Below are 20,330 nucleotides of genomic sequence, written 5' to 3'. Positions count from 1 at the left end.
GAATTCCCTATTCCGTATGTGGGGACGCGCTCCTGTCGTCACAACCATGTCTCACGGACCTTGCCGAATGGGTGGCCATGTGGCCCCGGAGGGGTGATCATGAGGAGACCAGAGCGCACTTCCCATGAGGAGGCACGGGTGGCCGAGACTCTGAAGAAGGGCAGCCGGGTGACCGGCGCCGCGCGCGACAAGCTCGCGGCAGACCTGAAGAAAAAGTACGACTCCGGTGCGAGCATCCGGGCGCTGGCCGAGGAGACCGGCCGCTCGTATGGCTTCGTCCACCGGATGCTCAGTGAATCGGGCGTCACGCTCCGTGGGCGTGGCGGGGCGACGCGAGGCAAGAAGGCCGCGTCGTCCTGACCCGGGCGGTCCATCGTCTTCGATGGTGACCACCCGGCCGGTCCTCCTCCGAGCCCCTGAGTCCTTGAGGGGCCCGGCGGGACTCCGGATCGACCGGGTGGTTACTGTGCAGTCACTTAGTGGGTGCCTCGTCGGCATCCGCAGGCTGACCGCACGCATCGGAGGCACCCCATGGCTTCGCCCGACCAGGACATCGCTCCCCTGCTCGACAAGGACCACGTCCGGCTCACCGTCGACGGCGCGATCGCGACGGTGACCCTGACGAACCCGGCCAAGCGCAACGCGCAGAGCCCCGCCATGTGGCGGACGCTCGCCGAGGCCGGGCGGGCCCTGCCGGGCAGCGTGCGCGTCGTCGTGCTGCGCGGGGAGGGCCAGTCCTTCTCCGCCGGGCTCGACCGCGCGATGTTCACGCCCGAGGGGATCGAGGGCGAACCCTCCTTCATCGACCTCGCGCGCAGCAGCGACGGCGAGCTCGACTCCGCGATCGCGGGGTACCAGGAGGCGTTCACCTGGTGGCGGCGCAACGACCTGGTGTCCATCGCCGCCGTGCAGGGCCATGCCATCGGGGCGGGCTTCCAGCTCGCGCTCGCCTGTGACGTGCGCGTCGTCGCCGACGACGTGCAGTTTGCCATGCGGGAGACCAGCCTCGGGCTGGTGCCGGACCTGACCGGCACCCATCCGCTCGTCGGGCTCGTCGGCTACGGCCGCGCGCTGGAGATCTGCGTGACGGGCCGTTTCGTGTCGGCCGGGGAGGCCGTGGCGAGCGGGCTCGCCAACCTCGCCGTGCCCGCGGACCAGCTCGACGACGCCGTACGGGACCTGGCCGGGGCGATCGTCGCCGCGCCGCGGGACGCCGTCGTGGAGACCAAGGCGCTCCTGCGCGGCGCCACCGACCGCACCTACGACGAGCAGCGCGCCGCCGAGCGCGCCGCACAGGCCCGCCGCCTCCGGGACCTGGCCGGCCTCGGCGAGTAACCACGCCCGGATCAGCCGACGACGCCGACGGCCACGGCCGCCCGGCCGGCGGCCACCCCCACGGCCCGCCGGCCGGCGTAGACGGCGATCTCGACACGCACATGCCGGTGCGGCAGGGCGGCGGCCCCGTCCTGCCGCGACTCGACGTGCCCAGCGCCGGTCAGCCCGGTGACCCCGGGAACGGCCTGGGCGGCAGGCAGCTGTGACGTGCTGTTCGTCGGGGGCGCTGGCTCGGCCGCCCGGGTGAGTCGCGTGCCGGTCAGCCGGACGGCGGTGATCACCACGGCCACCGCCGGCCGGTCGGCGAGGGCCCGGCCCAGCCACCTCCAGGCCCCGTTGGCTGCGGCGCCGGCACTCTGCTCTCAACGCGCGCATACCGGTGGGGTAGGGCTGCCCCGTCCTGCCGCGACTCGACGTGCCCTGATCGGCCCGCTCCGCCCAGCGCGCCGGTCAGCCCGGTGGCCCCGGGGTCGGCCTGGGCGGCAGGCAGCCGTGACGTGCTGTTCGTCGGGGGTGCCGGCTCGGCCGCCCGGGTGAGTCGGGCGCCGGTCTGCCGAACGGCGGTGACCGCCATGGCCACCGTCGGCCGGTCGGCGAGGGCCCGGCCCACCCGCTCGCGGACCTCGCGGGCCACGTCCACGGCCCGGTGGCGGCTGGCGACGGCGATCTCGACGGGCACATGCGGGTGCGGCAGGGCGGCGGCTCCGTCCTGCCGCGACTCGACGTGCCCGGAACGGCCCCCGCCCAGCGCGCCGGTCAGCCCGGTGGCCCCGGGGGCGGCCTGGGCGGCAGGCAGCCGTGACGTGCTGTTCGTCGGGGGTGCCGGCTTGGCCGCCCGGGTGAGTCGCGTGCCGGGCAGCGTCACCTGGATGGCCCAGCCCGGCCACCCCTACGGCCCGGCGGTCGGCGGCGACGGCGATCTCGACGGGCACATGCCGGTGCGGCAGGGCGGCGGCCCCGTCCTGCCGTGACGCGACGTGCACCGATCGGCCCGCCCCGCCCAGCGCGCCGGTCAACCCGACCGGTCAGCCCCGACCGCCGTCACCACCACGGCCACCGTCGGACGGTCCGCGAGGGCCCGGCCCACCCGCTCGCGGACCTCCCGGGCCACCTCCACGGCCCGGTGGTCGGCGGCGACGGCGATCTCGACGCGCACATGCCGGTGCGGCAGGGCGGCGGCCCCGTCCTGCCGTGACTCGACGTGCACCGAACGGCCCGCCCCGCCCAGCGCGCCGGTCAGTCCGGTGACGCCGGGCACCGCCAGGGTGACAGCGGCGACACGCTCCTCGTCGCCGCTCGCGGGCCGCGCCGGGGGCACCCGTTCGGACGAGCGCGCCGGGTTCTCGTCGTCGCCGGCCTCGTCGAGGAGGGCCGTCACCCGCAGATCCACCTCGGTCACCGTCAGACCGAGGTGGTCCGAGGCGGCCGACAGGGCCGCGCGCAGCCGGTCCGCCGTGACCGGCAGCGGTTCGGTGCCGGCCGCCGCGCAGTCCGCCGTGATCCGCAGCGGCCCCGGCGGCAGGGCGCTCGGCGGGGACGGCACGACCGGCTCGCCGGTGCCGTCCGGACCGGCCGGCCCGATCCGCAGCGCGCCCAGCCGGGCACCGCGCACCGGCTCCGCCGCGCGCCGCAGCACCGCCTCGGCCGCCGCCTCGAAGATCCACGCGCCGTCACGCGCGCCGCCCAGCGGCAGCAGCCGTCCGAGTCCGATCTGCTGTCGCACCGCCCGCTGCCACCGGTCCGCCGTCGTCATTCCTCCAGCCTGCCGTATCTGTGGCGCGGTATCCCGTAACCATGCTTACGGTGGTCGAGGGACGACGACCGAAAAGGACGGACGGCCATGACCGAGATGACGGAGCAGAAGATCCAGGGCGCCGGGCGCGGCGGCGCGGACACCGGTGCCCGGGGCAGGACCACCATCGCCGACGGCGTCGTGGAGAAGATCGCCGGAATGGCCACCCGTGACGTCGAGGGTGTGCACGCGATGGGCAGCGGCCTGTCGCGGACCTTCGGCGCCATGCGGGACCGGGTCCCCGGCGGCGGGACGGACAAGTCGGTCACCCGCGGGGTCAAGGCCGAGGTCGGCGAGAAGCAGGCCGCGCTCGACCTGGAGATCGTCGTCGAGTACGGCGTGTCGATCGCCGACGTGGCCCGCGACGTGCGCGAGAACGTGATCAACGCGGTGGAGCGGATGACCGGCCTCGAGGTCGTCGAGGTCAACATCGCGGTGAGCGACGTGAAGCTGCCGGACGACGAGGAAGAGGAACCGGAGCGCCGCATCCAGTGAGCCACCGGGGCAGGGTCCGTGAAGGCGCCGACAAGCTGAGGAGCGCAGGATGAGCATGGCCGTGGTCGGCATGATCGCCGGCATGGCACTGGCCTTCGCCGGGTACTTCGGCGGATTCGGCGCCTTTTTGCTGGTGGCGGCCCTGGGTGCCGTCGGGTTCGCCGTCGGCCGGTTCCTGGAGGGGGACTGGGAGCTCGGCGACTTCTTCCGGCACCGCGACGAACGGCGGCGGTGACGGCCGTGAGCGGCGGGGCGACGGAGGTCCGCGGCCTCCCGGCCGAGATCGCTCCCGGCGAGCGCGGATCGCTGCGGATCGCCGACCGGGTCGTCGCGAAGATCGCCTCGCAGTGCGCCCGGGAGGCCGTCGGCCCGCCGCCCCCGGACGCCGAACGCCCGTACGCCAACGTCGTCGTCGCCCACGACACCGTCCGCGCCCGGGTCCACGTGGAGCTCGACCACCCCACCGACATCGGGGCGCGCTGCGCGGCCGTGCGTAGCCATGTCACCGAACGGGTCAGCGCGTTGGTGGGCATGGAGGTGACCGAGGTCGCCGTGCACGTCGAGCGGCTGCACCCGGCGTCCGTGCGGGACGCGGCACAGGGGAGGACGCGATGAGCGAGTCCCACGGACCGGAGGGCGCCACCGAGCGGCTGCCGGTCCTGGAGAAGACGACCGGGTCCGGGGACGATTCCGGTGACTACGGGCAGTCGTCGTCGGCCGCCGACCACGAGCCCCCGCCCCCGGCCGGCCGCGCGGGCCGCTTCTGGTCGGCCCGCCGCGTCCCCGCCACGCTCACCGCCCTCGTGCTGGGCGTGGGCGCTGGCTTCTTCCTGTACGACATCGCCTCCGTACGGGCCGGCCGGCCCGCCATGCGCTGGCGCCGCGAACTCGCCGACCAGCTGGCCCACCGCCCCCTCGACGACACCTGGGTGCTCGTCGGCGCCGGGCTGGTCGCCGTCCTCGGCCTGTGGCTGCTGCTCCTCGCGCTCACCCCGGGACTGCGGCGGCTCCTGCCCATGCGGCGCACCCACACCGACGTCCGCGCCGGGCTGCACCGCGACCTCGCCGCGCTGGTCCTGCGCGACCGGGCGATGGAGGTCTCCGGCGTCCAGTCGGTGCGGGTCCGCGTGCGCCGCCGCAAGGCCGACGTCCGGGCCGTCTCGCACTTCCGCGACGTGGACGACGTACGCGCCGAGCTGGACGCCAGGCTCGCCGAGACCGTGCGGGGGCTGGGGCTGTCCCGGCGGCTCGCCCTGTCCGTGCGGGTGCGGCGCCTCGGACGGAAGGGATGACAGCCGTGCTCAGGACCGTGAACCGGGTGTTCGTCGGGCTCGTCGGGCTGGTGCTGCTCGTGATCGGCGGCTCGGTGTTCGCCGTGGGCCTCGGCGCGCCGGCGCCCTCCTGGTGGATCCACGACGACCGGCACGACGTGCTGCTCAGCGACGCCGAGCGGACCCGCTGGCGGGACGACGACTGGTGGTGGCCCGTCGTCATCGCCGTCCTCGCGGTGCTGGTCCTGCTCGCCCTGTGGTGGCTGACCGCGAACCTGCGCCGGCGCCGCCTCACCGAGGTCCTGGTCGACACCGGCGACGGCGAGGGCGCGCTGCTGCGGGGCCGCGCCCTCGCGGACGCCCTCGCGAGCGAGACCGCCGCCCAGGAGGGCGTGCAGCGCGCCCGAGTCCATCTGCGGGGCCGTCGCACCGCGCCCGAGACCCGCGTACGGCTGCTGCTGGAGCCGCACGTGGACCCCGGGGCGGCGCTGGAGGAGTTCACCGACGAGGCGCTGGCGCACGCCCGTACCTCGGCGGGGCTGGCGTCCCTGCCCGCGGAGGTCCGTATGAAGGGCGTCAAGCACGGTGCGGAACGGGTGAGTTGACGGCCCGCGTCCGCACGCCTGCTCAGAACCCGTGCCGCATCCCGCCGTCCACCGGCAGCATGATCCCCGTCAGATAGGACGCGGCCGGCGACAGCAGGAACGCCGCCGCCCGCCCGAACTCCTCCGGACGGCCGTACCGGCGCAGCGGGATGCGCGACTCGTTCGCCGCCCGGGTGGCCTCCGGGTCGGCGGACAGCGCGTCCAGCTCCCGCACCCGGTCGGTGTCGATCCGCGCCGGCAGCAGCCCCACCACCCGGATGCCGCGCGGCCCCAGCTCGTCCGAGAGGGACTTGGCGAACCCGGCGAGCCCCGGCCGCAGCCCGTTGGAGATGGTCAGCCCCGGGATCGGCTCGTGCACCGAACCCGACAGCACGAACCCGATGACCCCGCCCTCCTCGAGCTCGGCCGCCGCCGTGCGGGCCAGCCGGACCGCGCCCAGGAACACCGACTCGAACGCGGCCTGCCACTGCTCGTCCGTGTTGTCCGCGACGAACCCGGCGGGCGGGCCGCCGACGCTCACGAGGACGCCGTCGAAGCGGCCGAACGCCTCGCGCGCGGCGGCGACGAGCCGTTCCGGGGCGCCGGGGTCGGCGTTGTCGACGGCCACGCCGACGGCGTTCGGCCCCAGTTCGGCGGCGGTCGCGGCGACCCGCTCCTCGTCCCGGCCGGTTAGGACGACCTTCGCCCCGTCGGCCACGAGCTCCCGTGCCGTCGCGTTGCCCAGGCCGCGCGTGGCACCCGTGACGACGTACACCCGGTCCTTCAGTCCAAGATCCATGGTCCCTATCCTGCCCCGCCGTCCCCGGACAGGGCGAGGGCGGTGTTCACCAGGCCGATGTGGCTGAAGGCCTGCGGGAAGTTGCCCAGCTGGTGCCCGGCGACCGGGTCGTACTCCTCGGCCAGCAGACCCACGTCGTTGGCGAGGCCGACCAGGTGGTCGAACAGCTCGCGCGCCTCCTTGGTGCGGCCCGCCCTGTGCAGGGCCTCCGCCAGCCAGAACGAGCAGGCGAGGAAGGCGCCCTCGCCGCCGGGCAGCCCGTCGACCGACCGCCCCTCGGTGCTGTAGCGGCGCAGCAGCCCGTCGTGGCTGAGCTCGGCGCGGACCGCGTCGATCGTGCCGATGACCCGAGGGTCGTCGGGCGGCAGGAAGCCCACGCGGGGGATGAGCAGCACGGCGGCGTCCAGCTCCCGGGAGCCGTAGGACTGGGTGAAGGTGTTGCGTTCGGGGTCGTAGCCCCGTTCGCACACCTCCCGGTGCACCTCGTCGCGGAACGCGCGCCAGCCCTCCAGGTCGCCGTGGAGCTTCGGGTTGTGCTCCAGGGTGCGCACCGCCCGGTCCGCGGCCACCCACACCATCACCTTGGAGTGCACGAAGTGCCGGCGGCCGCCCCGGACCTCCCACAGCCCCTCGTCGGGCTGGTGCCAGTGCGCGCGCAGCCACTCCACCAGGGCCACCTGGATCGCCCACATGTGCGGCTCGGTGGGCAGGCCGGCCTCGCGGGCCAGCGCGAGGGTGTCCATGACCTCGCCGTACACGTCGAGCTGGAGCTGGTTGACGGCCTCGTTGCCGATGCGGACGGGCGCGGAGCCGTGGAAGCCGGACAGCCAGGGCACCTCGAACTCGGGCAGCCGCCGCTCACCGGCCAGGCCGTACATGATCTGCAGGTCGGCCGGGTCGCCGGCGACCGCGCGCAGCAGCCAGTCCCGCCAGGCCTCGGCCTCCTCCCGGTAGCCCGCCGACAGGCCGACGTTCAGGGTGAGGGTGGAGTCGCGCAGCCAGCAGTAGCGGTAGTCCCAGTTGCGCACCCCGCCCATCTCCTCGGGCAGCGAGGTCGTGGCGGCGGCGACGATCCCCCCGGTGGGCCGGTAGGTGAGGGCCTTCAGCGTGATCAGGGAGCGGACGACGGCCTCGCGGTAGGGGCCGTCGTACCGGCACTGACGCACCCAGGCCCGCCAGTCCCGGACGCTGGCCTCCAGCGCCTCGTACGGGTCGATGAGCGCCGGACGCGGCCGGTGCGAGGGGTGCCAGGTCAGGACGAACGCGACCTTCTCGCCCTCCTCGACGGTGAACTCCGCGTGGGTGCCGAAGTCCTCGCCCCAGGTGCGCACCTGCGGTTCGCTGCGCAGCCAGGCCGAGTCGGGGCCGGCGACGGCCACCCGGTGCCCGTGCGACTCGCGCACCCAGGGCATCACGGCGCCGTAGTCGAAGCGCAGCCGCAGGGCGCTGTGCACGGTGACCCGGCCGCGCAGGCCCTCGACGATGCGTACGAGGTCGGGGGCCTCGTCGCGCTGGGGCATCAGGTCGGTGACGCGGATCGCGCCCTCGTCGGTCTCCCACTCGGTGTCCAGCACCAGGGTGTCGGGGCGGTAGGCGCGGCGGGCGCAGGGCCCGTCGACGCCCTTCGGGGCGATCCGCCAGTGGCCGTTGTCCTCGTCGCCGAGCAGCTTGGCGAAGCAGGCGGCCGAGTCGAAGCGGGGCAGACACAGCCAGTCGACCGAACCGTCCCTGCCGACCAGGGCCGCCGTCTGCTCGTCGCCGATCAGGGCGTAGTCCTCGATGCGGGGGTGCACGCAACTGCGGATTCCCCGGGGGTCGCACCGCCAATCAGGCCGGAGCCCCGGGAGTGACCGGTGCCACAGTCGGCGGCCGGGCCGTCAGGCCGTGGGTGCCGCGGCGACCGGCTCGGTCTCGGCCGGCTCCGACGCGGCCGCCGCCCGTTCCCGGGCCTCGCGCCGGGCCAGGACGAACCAGCCCAGCGGGACACCCGCGGCGAACAGCCACCACTGCAGGGCGTACGCGTAGTTCAGCGCGGCGTTCTCGTCGCCGGGCGGGCCGACCGGCTCGGGGCGGTCGCCCTTCGGCGCGGGCGCCGTCTGCACGATGTAGCCGCCGAGCACCGGGGCGTCCAGGCGCCGGGACTCCTGCTCGCTGCTGATCAGCATGACCTGGCGGTCGGGCAGGCCCTTCAAGTCCTTGATGCCGCTGGCCTCGGTCGTCTCGTCGGGCATCAGCCGGCCCGAGACGGTGACCCGGCCGCCCGGCGGAGCGGGGATCTTCGGGAAGGCCGTCTGGCTGGGGCCGTCGGCCGGGATCCAGCCCCGGTTGACCAGCAGCACCCGGCCGTCGGTCAGCACGAAGGGGGTGAGGACGTGGAAGCCGACCTTGTCGTCGGAGTTGACGCGACGCCGGACGACGACCTCGTGGTCGGGGTCGAAGCGGCCCTCGGCGGTCACGGTGCGGTAGCGCTGCCCGGTGGTCACGGAGTGCCCCGGTGAGGTCAGCCGCTCCACCGGCACCGGCTTCGCGTCGAGGGCGGCGGCGACCAGGTCGTTGCGGGCGGCGCGCTCCTCGTAGCGGTGCATCTGCCAGAAGCCCAGCCTGATCATCGTGGGGATGAGGAGCAGGGCGATCAGCGTGAGGATCACCCACTGCCGGGACAACAGGAAGCGGTACACCCCACGACCGTACAACTCGGTCGAGGGGTGCTTTCACGCGGGTACCGGGTCACACCTTGTCGACGATGCCCGCCTTGCCCTCCGCGCGGGCGCAGTGGGCACCGCAGTACCAGTTGCCGTCGACCTCCACCCCCTGCCCGATGATCTGCACACGACAGTGCTCGCAGATGGGTGCCATGCGGTGGATCGCACAGGAGAAGCAGTCGAAGACGTGCACCGCGCCCTGCGCGTGCACCTCGAAGGTCATGCCGTAGTCGTTTCCGCACACTTCACATGTCGCCATGCGCCACAGGGTGAGCCCCCGCCGCGGCGGGGGCGAGGGGGCTCCGGGCGAGTCGCGCGTCAATCACCCGTCCGTACGGTCACCCTTCCGTGGCCGGTTCCACGTCCTCCAGCAGCTGACCGAACGCCGCCTCGTCCACCACCGGCGTCCCGTACTGGCGGGCCTTGAGGACCTTCGAGGTGCCCGAGTCGGGGTCGTTCGTCACGAGCAGGCTGGTCAGCCGGGACAGGCTCGTCGACACATGGAGCCCGGCGTCGACCGCCCGGTCCTCCAGAAGATCCCGCTCGGTCGACGTGTCCCCGGAGAATGCGACCCGCATCCCCTGCTTCAGCCGCCCGCCCTCCTCGTAGCGGCCTGGGTTCGGGTAGGGGCAGGCGGGCCGCTTGCGGGACGGGCGCCAGCTCGTCGGGCGGTAGCCGCCGGCGCCGCCCGGCTGCCGGCCGATCCGCGGCACCGCCGTGTCCCGCCACTCCGTCAGCGGCAGGCACTCCTGCAGCGGCAGCCGCACGCTGCCCGCCGCCGCGGCCCGCAGGCTCGGCCGGAACGCCTCCGCCAGCACCCGCGCGTCGTCCAGCGCGTGGTGCGCCCGGCGCTGCACGACACCGAAGTGCGCGGCCAGCGTCGCCAGCTTGTGGTTGGGCAGGGGCAGGCCCAGCTCCTTGGACAGCGCGATGGTGCACAGCCGCTGCCGCACGGGCGCCTGCCGCTCGGCGCGCGCGTACTCCCGGGCGATCATCTGCCAGTCGAAGACGGCGTTGTGCGCGACGAGCACGCGGCCGTCGAGCCGGGCCGCGAACTCCTCGGCTATGTCCGCGAAGAGAGGGGCGCCCTCCAGGGCCTCGCTCGTCAGACCGTGGATCCAGACGGGCCCCGGGTCCCGCTCCGGGTTGACCAGCGTGTACCAGTGGTCCTCGACCTCGCCCAGCGCGTCCAGCCGGTAGACGGCGGCGGAGATGATCCGGTCGTCCCGGGCGAGGCCGGTGGTCTCCACGTCAACGACCGCGTATCCCTGCGGATACGCGGCCGGCCACGCAGCCGGGGAGGACGCTGTGGTCGTCGGGTCTTCGAGCATGGTCACTGAGGATACGGCCCGGGACTGACAGCCCCGGCCCTCAGGTCCCCTGCCCCGCACGCCTGTTCGGGCCCGGCGAACAGACGGGCGCAACCGGGCGGCGGACGCGCGGTGTTGGCCCGCCCCGGCGATCCGCGGGCCGGCCCGGGAGCGTCGGTACGTCCCCGATGTCCCCGGCGGTGCGATCCTCCCCATATGACCGAACCGAAGCGCGACCAGGCCCACCGGGGCACCCTGGGGGAGCGGTTGAACTGGCTGCGCGCGGCCGTCCTCGGCGCCAACGACGGCATCGTGTCGACGGCCGGCCTCGTCGTCGGCGTGGCCGGCGCGACCGACACCCGTCCGGCCCTGCTCACGGCGGGCCTGGCCGGACTGCTCGCCGGATCGATGTCGATGGCGGCGGGGGAGTACGTGTCGGTCTCCACCCAGCGCGACTCCGAGCGGGCCGCACTCGCCCAGGAGCGACGCGAGCTGACGGAGCGTCCGCAGGAGGAACTGGAGGCGCTGGCGGACCTCCTGCGGCGCCGGGGGCTGTCGCGCGAGGTGGCCCGTGAGGCGGCGGTCCAGCTGACGGAACGGGACGCCCTGCGGGCCCACGCGCGCGTGGCGCTCGGCATCGACCCCGACGCGCTGACCAACCCCTGGCACGCGGCCTGGGCCAGCTTCCTGGCGTTCACGGCCGGCGCGCTGCTGCCCCTGCTGGCGATGGTGCTGCCCCCGGCCGACACCCGGCTGTCCGTCACCGTCGTCTCCGTCCTCGCCGCCCTCGCCCTGACCGGCTGGAGCAGCGCCCGCCTCGGCGCCGCCGCCCCCGGCCGGGCCGTCCTGCGGAACATGGCGGGCGGCGCCCTGGCGATGGCCGTCACCTACGCGGCGGGCAGCGCGCTGGACGTGGCGGGGGTGTAGACGGCCGGGGAGCGGAGCGGGCCGCTCCCCGAAGCGCGCCGGCCGGCGACCGCGACGTACGGTGAGACGCGCGCCCGATCACCCCCGGGCGCCCGCCCCCCGGGGCACCCGCACACCCCCACGAGAAGGACCCTCGTCATGCGAGCCACCACGATCCACGCGCCCTTCGACATGCGGGTCGAGGACGTGCCCGACGCCGCCGTCCAGCGGCCCACGGACGCCGTGGTCCGGGTGCTGCGCGCCTGCATCTGCGGCAGCGACCTGTGGGCCTACCGGGGCGAGTCGGCCCGCACGCCGGGGCAGCGCATCGGCCACGAGTTCCTCGGCCTCGTCGAGGAGACCGGCTCCGAGGTGAGCGGGCTGCGCCGCGGCGACCTCGTCGTCGCCCCCTTCATGTGGTCCGACGGCGTCTGCGACTACTGCCGCGAGGGCCTGACCACCTCCTGCGAGCACGGCGGCTTCTGGGGTTCCGTCGGCTCCGACGGCGGCCAGGGCGAGGCCGTCCGGGTGCCGTTCGCCGACGCCACCCTCGTCCGGCTGCCCGGCGACGCGGCCTCCGACGACCGCCTGCTCTCGGCGTTGCTGACCCTCTCCGACGTCCTCGGCACCGGCCACCACGCCGCCCTCGGCGCGGGCGCCCGGCCCGGCGCCACGGTCGCCGTCGTCGGCGACGGCGCCGTCGGGCTGTGCGCCGTCCTCGCCGCCCGCCGGCTCGGCGCCGAACGCGTCATCGCCCTCGGCCGGCACCCCGACCGCACCGCCATCGCCCGCCGCTTCGGCGCCACCGACGTCGTCGCCGAGCGCGGCGAGGCCGCGGTCGAGGCCGTCCGCGAACTCACCCGCGGCCAGGGCGCGCACGCCGTCGTCGAGGCCGTCGGCACCGAACAGTCCATGCGCACGGCGGTCGGCGTCACCCGCGACGGCGGCGCCATCGGCTTCGTCGGCGTGCCGCACGGCAGCGGCACCGGCCTCGACCTCGGCGTCATGTTCAACGGCAACATCGCGCTGCGCGGCGGTGTCGCCCCGGTGCGCACCTACATCCCGGAGCTGCTGCCCGACGTCCTGGACGGCACGATCGACCCGTCGCCCGTCTTCGACCGGACCGTCGGCCTGGAGGACGTCCCGGACGGCTACCGGGCCATGGACGAGCGCACCGCCCTCAAGGTCATGGTCACGCCCTGACGCCTCACCAGCGGATCGGCACCGGCAGCGCCGTCAGCAGCCCCGACAGCGCGACCACCCCGGCCAGCGCGACGACCTCGGCACGCGCGGGCGTGCACGCCGTCAGCGGATCGGCGGCGCGGCGCAGCCGGATCCGCGCCCACAGCGCCAGCCCGGCGACGACGACCATCAGGATCACCTTCGCCAGCAGGGCCCGCCCGTACGCCGTGTCCGTGAGCTGCGTCGAGATCGTCTCCGCCGGCATCCGGCGCAGCGCACTGCACACCCCGGTGGCCGTCAGGGCGGCGAGCAGCGCGGCCGCCACGCGCGCGTACAGGCCGAGCAGGGCCGCGCCCGCGGCCCCGGAGCCCCGGCCGCGCACGGTCCGCAGGACGTACAGCAGTCCACCGACCCACAGCGAGGCGCAGGTCAGATGGACCAGGGTCAGCGCGGAGCCGAGCAACGGGTCGTACTCGGTGGTGGGATGGGCGCGCAGCGCCTCGGCGACGACCAGCGCGCCCAGCGGCCACACCTGGGTGCCGGGGCGGCGCGACAGCGCGCAGAGCCCGGCCACCACGAACGCGTTGACCTCCAGCAGCGCGAGCTTGCCGTCACGCGTGGCGTAGAGCCCGCCCACGTCGAGGTCGGCGGGGCTGTGCGGCACCAGGTTGCCGGTGGAGACGACCGAGGCCAGCCCGAGCGCCGCGACGAAACCCATGACGGCGGCGTACGGCGCCCAAGCGCGCGGCAGCGCCGGCGGAGTCCCCGGCACCGACCGCGCCAGCCGCCGTACGAACAGCTCGCCCAGCGGGACGCACAGCGCCGCGAACAGCACCGTGCGCAGCAGCCCGATCCCGGCCGTGCCGGGCGCGGCCGCCTCGCCGGTGCCGTGCAGCGCGGCGGACGGCCCGAGGAGCGGGACGCACGCGGCCGCGGCGACCAGGACCAGGACGGCGACGGTCCGGCCCACGCCGGGGCGGGGCCCGCTCCCCTTGGGTATGTCGGTCGAGGATCTCGTCAACGTCACCTCAAGATCTTCACAAACCATCGCAGAGGCGCACAAGCGCCGGAAAAGAACTGACGGAAGACCATTCCGTGGGAACTCTCACAGCCATCGGGCAGGGTCGGCGCCCCACACCCCCGGGGGCCGCGCCCAGTCGCGCGGGCCGCCCTCGAAGGCGACCGGCGGCAGGGCGTACCGCAGCCGGCCCAGCGGGCCGTCCCGCTCGGCGAGCCAGGCGTCCGGGGCCGCGTACACCGCGTTCCCGGCCGGGCCCAGACCGACCTCATGGGTCAGCCAGTGCGCCGTACGCGCCAGTGACAGGCTCAGACGGGTGCCGCGCCCGTCCTCGTCCCGGTCGGTCAGCGCCCGCAGCACGGCCGCCGCCAGCAGATAGCCGGTGCCGTGGTCGAGGGCCTGCGCGGGCAGGGCGCCCGGCCGCTCGGCCGTCCCCTCCGTTACTGCGATCCCGGTGGCGACCTGCACGAGGCTGTCGAATCCGCGCCGCCCGCCCCAGGGGCCGTACGCGCCCCACGCCGACAGCTCCGCCACCACCAGGTGCGGCCACCGCTCGGTCAGCGCCCGCGCCGACAGCCCGAGCCGGTCCAACGCGCCCGGCCGGTACCCGGTGACGACGACGTCCGCCGCCGACAGCGACTCCTCCAGGGCACGCCGGTCCGCCGCCGCGTCCAGCAGCGCCGAGCGCTTGCCGAAGCCCGTGTCGGTGTGCTGGTCGGGCAGTTCGGGCAGCCGCGGCGGGTCCACGCGCAGGACGTCGGCGCCGAGCAGGGCGAGGGTGCGGGTGGCGACCGGGCCCGCGATGACCCGCGTCAGGTCCAGGACCCGCACCCCGGCGGCGGGCAGCAGGGGAGTGCCGTCGAGCGGCGGCAGCGCACGCGCGCGTGCCGGGGCCGTCCGCTCCCGTCCGACGAGCGGGTGCCGGGCCACCCGGGCCGCCTGCTCGTGCGCCGCCCACTCGGCGGGGGTGCGCAGCGCCACCGCGAGACCGCCGGCGGCGTACACGGTGTCCTCCACCTCGCGCGCGGGCCGCTCGGCGACGGCCGCGGCGACGGCGTCCGGGTCCTCCCCGGAGACGCCGAGGGCGGACAGCAGAGCGGCCCGGTGGTGCGGATAGTTGGCGTGGGTGCGCACCCAGCCGTCGGCGGCCGGCCAGAACCGGGACAGCGGCGCGAACCAGACCGGCGCGCGCCCGTCGACCAGCAGATGCCGTTCGCTGGTGAACGCCGTGGCGATCGCCCCGTCGTCCAGCCGTACCGCGGGCACCCCGGCGAGACCGGCCCGCCGGGCGCCCGCCTCCGCGGCGGCCAGGGCGCACGCGCCCACACAGGCGCGCGCCGCCTCCCGCACGGGAAGGCGCGCGGTGAGCGCGCCCTCCCGCACCACGGCCGACACGCGTTCGAGCAGGGCGGGGTCGCCGCCCACCGCCGACCAGGCGGATTCCAGTGCAGTCATGACCGCACTATGCGCCATACGGCTCAGTCGACGGCGTCCAGGGCGTCGACGATGCCCGCTCCGTAGAAGCCGTTGAGCCGCTTGCCGCCCTCGCACCGCGCGTCCTGCGTGCCGTCGCCGTCCTGGTCGTACGACGCCGGGCAGCCCGGGTTGTCCGCCTGGGCCTTCAGCAGGGCCCTCAGCTGGGCCGGAGTCGCCTTCGGGTAGCGGGACTTCAGCAGCGCGGCGACGCCCGCGGTGTGCGGGGAGGCCATCGAGGTGCCCTGGAGATAGCCGTAGCCGCCGTCCGGCAGCGTGGACAGGATGCGCCCGTTCTTCGACGGGGTGTCCGGGATCTGGTAGCGGCCGTCACCGCCGGGCGCCCTCGCTGGTGTCCGCCTTGCCGCCGACGCAGTTGGCCGACTGGGAGGCGGAGAAGTTCGGGGCGAGGTCCGGGTGGGTGTCGTCGACGCCGGTGTCGATCACGGCGACGGTCACCTTGCGGCTGCCCGGGTTGATCAGGGCGGCCTTGTCGGCGCCGATCGCCCGCAGGTCCCACTGGTCCGCCTCCAGCGGCTCCGGGGTGCCCTTGGCGCCGCCCTTGGCCGTCGTGGCCGCACCGGCGATCTTCGCGGCCTGCTGCTTCGTCAGGGGCTCGACGGGCCCCTCGTCCGTCACGCCGGCGGCGGTCAGCGGCGCCGTACGGGTCGCTCCCGCGGACTGCACGCCGCGCACCGCCCGTATCGTGCGGGCGAATTCGGGGTTCGCCGAGTGGACGACGACGACACCGATCCGGTCGTAGGCGACGACCACGGTGCCGCCGGCCGCCCGGATCGCCTTCTTCACGGACTCGATCGTGCGGTGGTCCGTCCTGGTGTTGACGACGTACGCCAGGGAGGACGCGTCCGCGGTCTGCGCGGTGGGCTCCGCCAGCGGGGCCGCGGACGACGCCGTCGGCAGGAAGCCGAGCGTGGCGGTCAGCGAGAGGACCAGCGGGACCGCGAGGCCGAGACGGCGTCTGGACCGCAGATGAGTCATGGGATCTCCACATCATCCGGAACGGAACGGCCCGGGACGCGGATGACGCCCGGGCAGGTACATGACGAGTGGTGCAGCCCGAAGCTATCCCCGAACTCCCTGGCCAGCAATCCGGACGCGGCTTCTTCGGAAAGAAGCAGCGGGAGTTGAACCGGTCCTCACGCGGCGCCGTGACCTTGTGCAGGAGGCGCGAGCCCGGTCGTGCCCCCTTTTGGATCACCCGCCGTGGCCCTACCATCGCCAGCCGGTCACGTGATCCATGTCACTGCGAAAGACAGAGCCGTCATGTCCGAACCCACGCCGCCACCCACGCCCGAGCCGCCCCCGAGCCCAGAACCGTCCCCGTCCACCGCCGCACCGGCGCCCGCAACGCGAGGAGACTCCGTGGCCACCGACGCACCGCCCCCCTCGAAAGAGACCCACCGGCTCCCCACCACCGAGGAGTTCAGTGAGGTGCACCAGAGCGCGGAGTTCGCCGAACTGCGCACCTCCTACCGCTCCTTCGCCTTTCCGCTGACGGTCGCCTTCATCGTCTGGTACCTGCTGTACGTCCTGCTGTCCAACTACGCGGGCGGCTTCATGGGCACCAAGCTCGTCGGCAACATCAACGTCGCGTTCGTCTTCGGCATCGCCCAGTTCATCACCACGTTCCTCATCGCCTGGTGGTACGCGCGCCACGCGAACGCCAAGCTCGACCCCAAGGCCGAGGCCATCAAGACACGTATGGAGGGCGGCGCATGAGCCCCGCGTTGACCCTCGCGGCCAACGAGGCCAGTGAGCACCGGACGCTGATCATCACCCTGTTCGCGCTCTTCGTGGTCGCGACCCTCTTCATCACCGTCTGGGCCGGCCGTCAGACCAAGGACGCCGCCGACTTCTACGCCGGCGGCCGGTCCTTCAGCGCCTTCCAGAACGGCCTCGCCGTGTCCGGCGACTACATGTCCGCCGCGTCGTTCCTCGGCATCGCCGGCGCCATCGCCATCTTCGGCTACGACGGCTTCCTGTACTCCATCGGCTTCCTGGTCGCCTGGCTGGTCGCGCTGCTCCTAGTGGCCGAACCGCTGCGGAACTCCGGCCGCTACACGATGGGCGACGTCCTCGCGTACCGGATGCGCCAGCGGCCCGTCCGCACCGCCGCCGGCACCTCTACGATCGTCGTGTCGATCTTCTACCTGCTGGCCCAGATGGCGGGCGCGGGCGTCCTCGTCTCCCTGCTGCTCGGCATCACCTCCGACGCCGGCAAGATCCTCATCGTCGCCCTCGTCGGCGTCCTGATGATCGTCTACGTCTCCATCGGCGGCATGAAGGGCACCACCTGGGTCCAGATGGTCAAGGCCGTGCTGCTCATCGGCGGCACCATCCTGATCACCTTCCTGGTGCTGCTGAAGTTCAACTTCAACATCTCCGACCTGCTCGGCAAGGCCGCCGACAACAGCGGCAAGGGCGCCGCCTTCCTGGAGCCCGGCCTGCAGTACGGCGCCAACGGCACCTCCAAGCTGGACTTCATCTCCCTCGGCATCGCCCTGGTCCTCGGCACCGCCGGTCTGCCGCACATCCTGATCCGCTTCTACACCGTGCCCAACGCCAAGGCCGCCCGTAAGTCCGTGAACTGGGCCATCGGCATCATCGGCGTCTTCTACCTGATGACCATCGCCCTCGGCTTCGGCGCCGCCGCGCTGATCTCCCAGGACGAGATCATCGCCTCCAACCCGTCCGGCAACACGGCGGCCCCGCTGCTCGCGCTGCATCTGGGCGGCGTCGACTCGGCGTGGGGCGCCATCCTGCTCGCCACCATCTCGGCGGTCGCCTTCGCGACGATCCTCGCGGTGGTCGCCGGCCTCACCCTGGCGTCGTCCTCGTCGTTCGCGCACGACATCTACGCGAACGTCATCAAGAAGGGCACCGCCACGGAGAAGGAGGAGGTCAGGGCCGCACGCCTGGCCACCATCGGCATCGGCGCCGTCTCCATCCTGCTCGGCGCCCTCGCCCGCGACCTCAACGTCGCCGGCCTGGTCGCCCTGGCCTTCGCGGTCGCGGCCTCCGCCAACCTGCCGACGATCCTCTACAGCCTCTTCTGGAAGCGGTTCACCACCCAGGGGGCCCTCTGGTCGATCTACGGCGGCCTGATCGTCGCCGTCGGCCTGGTCCTCTTCTCCCCGGTCGTCTCCGGCGACCCGAAGGCGATGTTCCCGGACGTCGACTTCGCCTGGTTCCCGCTGAAGAACCCGGGCATCATCTCCATCCCGTTCGGCTTCCTGATGGGCTGGCTCGGCACGGTCCTCTCCAAGGAGGAACCGGACGCCGGCAAGTACGCGGAACTGGAAGTCCGCTCCCTGACGGGCACGGGCGCGCACTGATCCCTGTTCCCCGTTCCCTTCCGGGCGGCCACGTCGCATGATGCGCGACGTGGCCGTTCGGCGTGCCGGGGACGAGTGGAAGGCAGGGAGGTTGTGAGTTCGGAGGAACAAGCTCTCGGGGCGGACACCTGGCGGGCCTTGGTCGCGGTCGAGCAAGAGGTCGCTCGGCGTCGCGCCGAGGTGAATCAGCTGCCCTCGCGCGTGGACCTGCTGGCAGAGGCGCTCACCAGCAGCTCGGCGTGGGATCGGTCCGTCGCGCTGGACTTCCTGCGCCTCTTCCCCGACGACGTCCCAGCGCTGCTCCCTCTGCTTGTCGACCTCACCTTGTCGGCGGCGTGGACTCAGCCCGCACGAGAGGCGATTCGGGCGGCCAGGAGTGGGATCGACCCCTCACATTTCACGCGCGTGGCGCTGGAGTGCCTGTCCGGCGCCGATGCCGAAGACCAGGTGACACTGGCCGACGTGCTCGCCGAGGTCGGGGCGGGGGAGGCTCTGGCTGCCGTGATCGGCGAAGCCGCCCGGAGCGGCGATGTGGACAAGAAGGGCGAGGGGGCATCCGGATGAGTGTCAGTGGGGCCCACGCGGCGGCCTTCTTCCGGGAGGTCGCCCGGACTCGTACCGTCTGGTGGGTCCGTGACGACGACGGCAGCCCGACCCCGGCGTCGAGTTCCGGGCGGCCCGCTTTCCCCTACTGGTCGTCGGAGGCCCGCGCGCAGCGTGCCGCCGAGCTGTGGGGACCCGCGTTCCGGGCCGTCCCGATGCCGCTGGACCACGGGCGCAGCGCGGCCCTGCCGGATCTCGCCGAGGACGACCTCCGGGTGGGGATCAACTGGAGCGGGCCGCGCCTGACCGGATGGGACTTCACCGTGACCGACGTGGTCAATCGGCTCGCGCACGCCCTCGCCGAGCCGCCGTACGACCGGTAGGGCCCCGCCCTCCGGCGCCCGGCTCGTACGTCCCTACCACCACCCCCGTCCCACGTCGTGGGATCGGACCCGTGTCACTGTCCGTGCGGTCACGTAGGCTCGCAGGTGACGGACGTACGTCGAGAACTGGTCATGACCAGGAGGGGGCCCACGTGCTCATCGACACCTACGGCCGGGTGGCCACCGACCTGAGGGTCTCGCTGACCGACCGCTGCAACCTGCGGTGCACGTACTGCATGCCCGAGGAGGGACTGCAGTGGCTCGCCAAGCCCGATCTGCTCACCGACGACGAGATCGTGCGGCTCATCGACATCGCCGTCACCTCGCTCGGCATCGAGGAGGTCCGCTTCACGGGCGGTGAGCCCCTGCTGCGCCCCGGGCTCGTCGGCATCGTGGAGCGGGTCGCCGCCCTCGACGCCCGCCCCCGGATGTCCCTGACGACGAACGGGATCGGTCTCAAACGCACCGCCCCCGCCCTGAAGGCCGCCGGCCTGGACCGGGTCAACGTCTCCCTGGACACCCTGCGCCCCGACGTCTTCAAGACCCTCACCCGCCGGGACCGCCACAAGGACGTCCTGGAGGGCCTGTACGCCGCCCGCGAGGCCGGACTGACCCCGGTCAAGGTCAACTCCGTGCTGATGCCGGGCCTGAACGACGACGAGGCCCCCGACCTCCTCGCCTGGGCCGTCGAGCACGACTACGAGCTGCGCTTCATCGAGCAGATGCCCCTCGACGCCCAGCACGGCTGGAAGCGCGACGGCATGATCACCGCCGGGGACATCCTCACCTCCCTGCGCACCCGCTTCGAGCTGACCGAGGAGGGCGCGGAGAAGCGGGGCTCGGCCCCCGCCGAGCGGTGGATCGTGGACGGCGGGCCGCATGTCGTCGGCGTGATCGCCTCCGTCACCCGCCCCTTCTGCTCGGCCTGTGACCGCACCCGCCTCACCGCCGACGGTCAGGTCCGCACCTGCCTCTTCGCCCGCGAGGAGACCGACCTGCGCGCGGCCCTGCGCTCCGGGGCGCCGGACGAGGAGATCGCCCGGATCTGGCGGCTGGCGATGTGGGGCAAGAAGGCCGGCGCGGGCCTCGACGACCCGTCGTTCGTTCAGCCGGACCGGCCGATGTCCGCCATCGGGGGATAGGGGCCCTCAGGGGGTGGGGGCCTTCGGGCGCCCGGGCAG

At 73.9% G+C, this 20,330-nt stretch carries 24 protein-coding genes and 1 pseudogene; 14 read left to right on the top strand and 11 right to left on the bottom strand.

From position 1 onward, the window contains the following. Window positions 1-138: 138 nt before the first annotated feature. Window positions 139-360, top strand: coding sequence for a helix-turn-helix domain-containing protein (locus tag F8R89_RS08365; RefSeq protein WP_004002281.1), 222 nt, complete (start codon window positions 139-141; stop codon window positions 358-360). A gap of 171 nt (window positions 361-531) precedes the next feature. Next, window positions 532-1,335: an enoyl-CoA hydratase/isomerase family protein gene (locus F8R89_RS08360; protein ID WP_151783364.1), complete on the top strand. Its 804-nt coding sequence runs from the start codon at window positions 532-534 to the stop codon at window positions 1,333-1,335. Window positions 1,336-1,346: 11 nt separating this feature from the next. Here F8R89_RS08360 and F8R89_RS08355 read toward each other — a convergent pair whose 3' ends face one another. The 3 genes from F8R89_RS08355 to F8R89_RS08345 all read right to left on the bottom strand — a co-directional run bounded on the left by F8R89_RS08355 (window position 1,347) and on the right by F8R89_RS08345 (window position 3,088). Further along, window positions 1,347-1,616 carry a hypothetical protein gene (locus tag F8R89_RS08355; RefSeq protein ID WP_151783363.1) on the bottom strand — a complete coding sequence of 90 codons (270 nt, stop codon included), beginning with the start codon at window positions 1,614-1,616 and terminating at the stop codon, window positions 1,347-1,349. Continuing rightward, on the bottom strand, window positions 1,613-2,200 hold the full coding sequence (locus tag F8R89_RS36145; RefSeq protein WP_192806071.1) for a hypothetical protein: 588 nt from the start codon (window positions 2,198-2,200) through the stop codon (window positions 1,613-1,615). The genes F8R89_RS08355 and F8R89_RS36145 overlap by 4 nt, the downstream gene beginning before the upstream one ends. 147 nt (window positions 2,201-2,347) lie before the next feature. Then, window positions 2,348-3,088 carry a nucleopolyhedrovirus P10 family protein gene (locus F8R89_RS08345; RefSeq protein ID WP_151783362.1) on the bottom strand — a complete coding sequence of 247 codons (741 nt, stop codon included), beginning with the start codon at window positions 3,086-3,088 and terminating at the stop codon, window positions 2,348-2,350. Window positions 3,089-3,175: 87 nt separating this feature from the next. Between F8R89_RS08345 and F8R89_RS08340 the strand changes: the two genes are divergently transcribed. From F8R89_RS08340 to amaP, 5 genes are read left to right on the top strand one after another with little or no spacing between them, the layout of a single operon-like run. Then, a complete protein-coding gene (locus tag F8R89_RS08340) occupies window positions 3,176-3,622 on the top strand; it encodes an Asp23/Gls24 family envelope stress response protein (RefSeq protein ID WP_151783361.1) in 447 nt (148 codons plus the stop codon). Between the two features lie 49 nt (window positions 3,623-3,671). Then, window positions 3,672-3,857: a hypothetical protein gene (locus tag F8R89_RS08335; RefSeq protein ID WP_086866747.1), complete on the top strand. Its 186-nt coding sequence runs from the start codon at window positions 3,672-3,674 to the stop codon at window positions 3,855-3,857. After that, complete coding sequence (locus tag F8R89_RS08330) at window positions 3,854-4,237, top strand: Asp23/Gls24 family envelope stress response protein (protein WP_151783360.1); 384 nt, start codon at window positions 3,854-3,856, stop codon at window positions 4,235-4,237. The genes F8R89_RS08335 and F8R89_RS08330 overlap by 4 nt, the downstream gene beginning before the upstream one ends. Further along, window positions 4,234-4,914 carry a DUF6286 domain-containing protein gene (locus tag F8R89_RS08325; RefSeq protein ID WP_151783359.1) on the top strand — a complete coding sequence of 227 codons (681 nt, stop codon included), beginning with the start codon at window positions 4,234-4,236 and terminating at the stop codon, window positions 4,912-4,914. The genes F8R89_RS08330 and F8R89_RS08325 overlap by 4 nt, the downstream gene beginning before the upstream one ends. Further along, the gene (gene amaP / locus F8R89_RS08320; protein WP_151783358.1) at window positions 4,911-5,498 is read left to right on the top strand and encodes an alkaline shock response membrane anchor protein AmaP; all 588 of its coding nucleotides are present in this window, start codon (window positions 4,911-4,913) and stop codon (window positions 5,496-5,498) included. Before F8R89_RS08325 ends, amaP begins: the two co-directional genes overlap by 4 nt. A 22-nt stretch (window positions 5,499-5,520) precedes the next feature. Here the strand turns inward: amaP and F8R89_RS08315 are convergent, their stop codons facing one another. The 5 genes from F8R89_RS08315 to F8R89_RS08295 form a co-directional block, all read right to left on the bottom strand. Then, window positions 5,521-6,276 carry an SDR family oxidoreductase gene (locus tag F8R89_RS08315; protein WP_151783357.1) on the bottom strand — a complete coding sequence of 252 codons (756 nt, stop codon included), beginning with the start codon at window positions 6,274-6,276 and terminating at the stop codon, window positions 5,521-5,523. Between the two features lie 5 nt (window positions 6,277-6,281). Further along, a complete protein-coding gene (locus F8R89_RS08310; RefSeq protein ID WP_151783356.1) occupies window positions 6,282-8,069 on the bottom strand; it encodes a glycoside hydrolase family 15 protein in 1,788 nt (595 codons plus the stop codon). A gap of 84 nt (window positions 8,070-8,153) precedes the next feature. Next, on the bottom strand, window positions 8,154-8,954 hold the full coding sequence (locus F8R89_RS08305; protein ID WP_151783355.1) for an SURF1 family protein: 801 nt from the start codon (window positions 8,952-8,954) through the stop codon (window positions 8,154-8,156). A 49-nt stretch (window positions 8,955-9,003) separates the two neighbouring features. Continuing rightward, the gene (locus F8R89_RS08300; RefSeq protein ID WP_079033591.1) at window positions 9,004-9,237 is read right to left on the bottom strand and encodes a hypothetical protein; all 234 of its coding nucleotides are present in this window, start codon (window positions 9,235-9,237) and stop codon (window positions 9,004-9,006) included. 79 nt (window positions 9,238-9,316) lie between these two features. Next, window positions 9,317-10,309, bottom strand: a complete 993-nt coding sequence (locus tag F8R89_RS08295) for a DEDDh family exonuclease (RefSeq protein ID WP_151783354.1) — start codon at window positions 10,307-10,309, stop codon at window positions 9,317-9,319. Window positions 10,310-10,504: 195 nt separating this feature from the next. Between F8R89_RS08295 and F8R89_RS08290 the strand changes: the two genes are divergently transcribed. Both F8R89_RS08290 and F8R89_RS08285 read left to right on the top strand, forming a co-directional pair. Further along, a complete protein-coding gene (locus F8R89_RS08290) occupies window positions 10,505-11,215 on the top strand; it encodes a VIT family protein (RefSeq protein WP_151783353.1) in 711 nt (236 codons plus the stop codon). Window positions 11,216-11,353: 138 nt separating this feature from the next. Next, on the top strand, window positions 11,354-12,397 hold the full coding sequence (locus tag F8R89_RS08285) for a zinc-dependent alcohol dehydrogenase family protein (RefSeq protein ID WP_151783352.1): 1,044 nt from the start codon (window positions 11,354-11,356) through the stop codon (window positions 12,395-12,397). Window positions 12,398-12,401: 4 nt separating this feature from the next. Here F8R89_RS08285 and F8R89_RS08280 read toward each other — a convergent pair whose 3' ends face one another. The 3 genes and pseudogenes from F8R89_RS08280 to F8R89_RS08270 all read right to left on the bottom strand — a co-directional run bounded on the left by F8R89_RS08280 (window position 12,402) and on the right by F8R89_RS08270 (window position 15,866). Further along, window positions 12,402-13,424 carry a CopD family protein gene (locus tag F8R89_RS08280; RefSeq protein ID WP_151783351.1) on the bottom strand — a complete coding sequence of 341 codons (1,023 nt, stop codon included), beginning with the start codon at window positions 13,422-13,424 and terminating at the stop codon, window positions 12,402-12,404. A gap of 57 nt (window positions 13,425-13,481) precedes the next feature. Next, window positions 13,482-14,849, bottom strand: coding sequence for a CoA transferase (locus F8R89_RS08275; RefSeq protein ID WP_151783350.1), 1,368 nt, complete (start codon window positions 14,847-14,849; stop codon window positions 13,482-13,484). 23 nt (window positions 14,850-14,872) lie between these two features. Next, window positions 14,873-15,866 (bottom strand): annotated as a pseudogene (locus tag F8R89_RS08270) (S8 family serine peptidase). Window positions 15,867-16,250: 384 nt separating this feature from the next. Here F8R89_RS08270 and F8R89_RS08265 point away from each other — a divergent pair. The 5 genes from F8R89_RS08265 to moaA all read left to right on the top strand — a co-directional run bounded on the left by F8R89_RS08265 (window position 16,251) and on the right by moaA (window position 20,291). Continuing rightward, window positions 16,251-16,607: a DUF485 domain-containing protein gene (locus tag F8R89_RS08265; RefSeq protein WP_151783349.1), complete on the top strand. Its 357-nt coding sequence runs from the start codon at window positions 16,251-16,253 to the stop codon at window positions 16,605-16,607. Next, on the top strand, window positions 16,604-18,223 hold the full coding sequence (locus tag F8R89_RS08260; protein ID WP_151783348.1) for a cation acetate symporter: 1,620 nt from the start codon (window positions 16,604-16,606) through the stop codon (window positions 18,221-18,223). The genes F8R89_RS08265 and F8R89_RS08260 overlap by 4 nt, the downstream gene beginning before the upstream one ends. Window positions 18,224-18,316: 93 nt before the next feature. Next, window positions 18,317-18,787 carry a hypothetical protein gene (locus F8R89_RS36140; RefSeq protein ID WP_192806070.1) on the top strand — a complete coding sequence of 157 codons (471 nt, stop codon included), beginning with the start codon at window positions 18,317-18,319 and terminating at the stop codon, window positions 18,785-18,787. After that, window positions 18,784-19,149, top strand: a complete 366-nt coding sequence (locus F8R89_RS08255; protein ID WP_151783347.1) for a DUF2750 domain-containing protein — start codon at window positions 18,784-18,786, stop codon at window positions 19,147-19,149. Before F8R89_RS36140 ends, F8R89_RS08255 begins: the two co-directional genes overlap by 4 nt. A gap of 152 nt (window positions 19,150-19,301) precedes the next feature. Then, window positions 19,302-20,291 carry a GTP 3',8-cyclase MoaA gene (gene moaA, locus F8R89_RS08250; RefSeq protein ID WP_062671328.1) on the top strand — a complete coding sequence of 330 codons (990 nt, stop codon included), beginning with the start codon at window positions 19,302-19,304 and terminating at the stop codon, window positions 20,289-20,291. Window positions 20,292-20,330 lie beyond the last annotated feature (39 nt).

The sequence above is a fragment of the Streptomyces sp. SS1-1 genome (assembly GCF_008973465.1).
GTDB lineage: Bacteria > Actinomycetota > Actinomycetes > Streptomycetales > Streptomycetaceae > Streptomyces.
The sequence above is the reverse complement of the archived record's forward strand: the minus strand, read 5'-3'. Positions and strand labels throughout refer to the sequence as shown.

Excerpts from the sequence above, each read along its gene's own strand:
- F8R89_RS08360 (WP_151783364.1), top strand. The coding sequence starts at position 532 with ATGGCTTCGCCCGACCAGGACATCGCTCCCCTGCTCGACAAGGACCAC.
- F8R89_RS08345 (WP_151783362.1), bottom strand. The coding sequence starts at position 3,088 with ATGACGACGGCGGACCGGTGGCAGCGGGCGGTGCGACAGCAGATCGGA.
- F8R89_RS08340 (WP_151783361.1), top strand. The coding sequence starts at position 3,176 with ATGACCGAGATGACGGAGCAGAAGATCCAGGGCGCCGGGCGCGGCGGC.
- F8R89_RS08335 (WP_086866747.1), top strand. The coding sequence starts at position 3,672 with ATGAGCATGGCCGTGGTCGGCATGATCGCCGGCATGGCACTGGCCTTC.
- F8R89_RS08325 (WP_151783359.1), top strand. The coding sequence starts at position 4,234 with ATGAGCGAGTCCCACGGACCGGAGGGCGCCACCGAGCGGCTGCCGGTC.
- amaP (WP_151783358.1), top strand. The coding sequence starts at position 4,911 with ATGACAGCCGTGCTCAGGACCGTGAACCGGGTGTTCGTCGGGCTCGTC.
- F8R89_RS08315 (WP_151783357.1), bottom strand. The coding sequence starts at position 6,276 with ATGGATCTTGGACTGAAGGACCGGGTGTACGTCGTCACGGGTGCCACG.
- F8R89_RS08300 (WP_079033591.1), bottom strand. The coding sequence starts at position 9,237 with ATGGCGACATGTGAAGTGTGCGGAAACGACTACGGCATGACCTTCGAG.
- F8R89_RS08295 (WP_151783354.1), bottom strand. The coding sequence starts at position 10,309 with ATGCTCGAAGACCCGACGACCACAGCGTCCTCCCCGGCTGCGTGGCCG.
- F8R89_RS08290 (WP_151783353.1), top strand. The coding sequence starts at position 10,505 with ATGACCGAACCGAAGCGCGACCAGGCCCACCGGGGCACCCTGGGGGAG.
- F8R89_RS08285 (WP_151783352.1), top strand. The coding sequence starts at position 11,354 with ATGCGAGCCACCACGATCCACGCGCCCTTCGACATGCGGGTCGAGGAC.
- F8R89_RS08280 (WP_151783351.1), bottom strand. The coding sequence starts at position 13,424 with ATGGTTTGTGAAGATCTTGAGGTGACGTTGACGAGATCCTCGACCGAC.
- F8R89_RS08275 (WP_151783350.1), bottom strand. The coding sequence starts at position 14,849 with ATGACTGCACTGGAATCCGCCTGGTCGGCGGTGGGCGGCGACCCCGCC.
- F8R89_RS08260 (WP_151783348.1), top strand. The coding sequence starts at position 16,604 with ATGAGCCCCGCGTTGACCCTCGCGGCCAACGAGGCCAGTGAGCACCGG.
- F8R89_RS08255 (WP_151783347.1), top strand. The coding sequence starts at position 18,784 with ATGAGTGTCAGTGGGGCCCACGCGGCGGCCTTCTTCCGGGAGGTCGCC.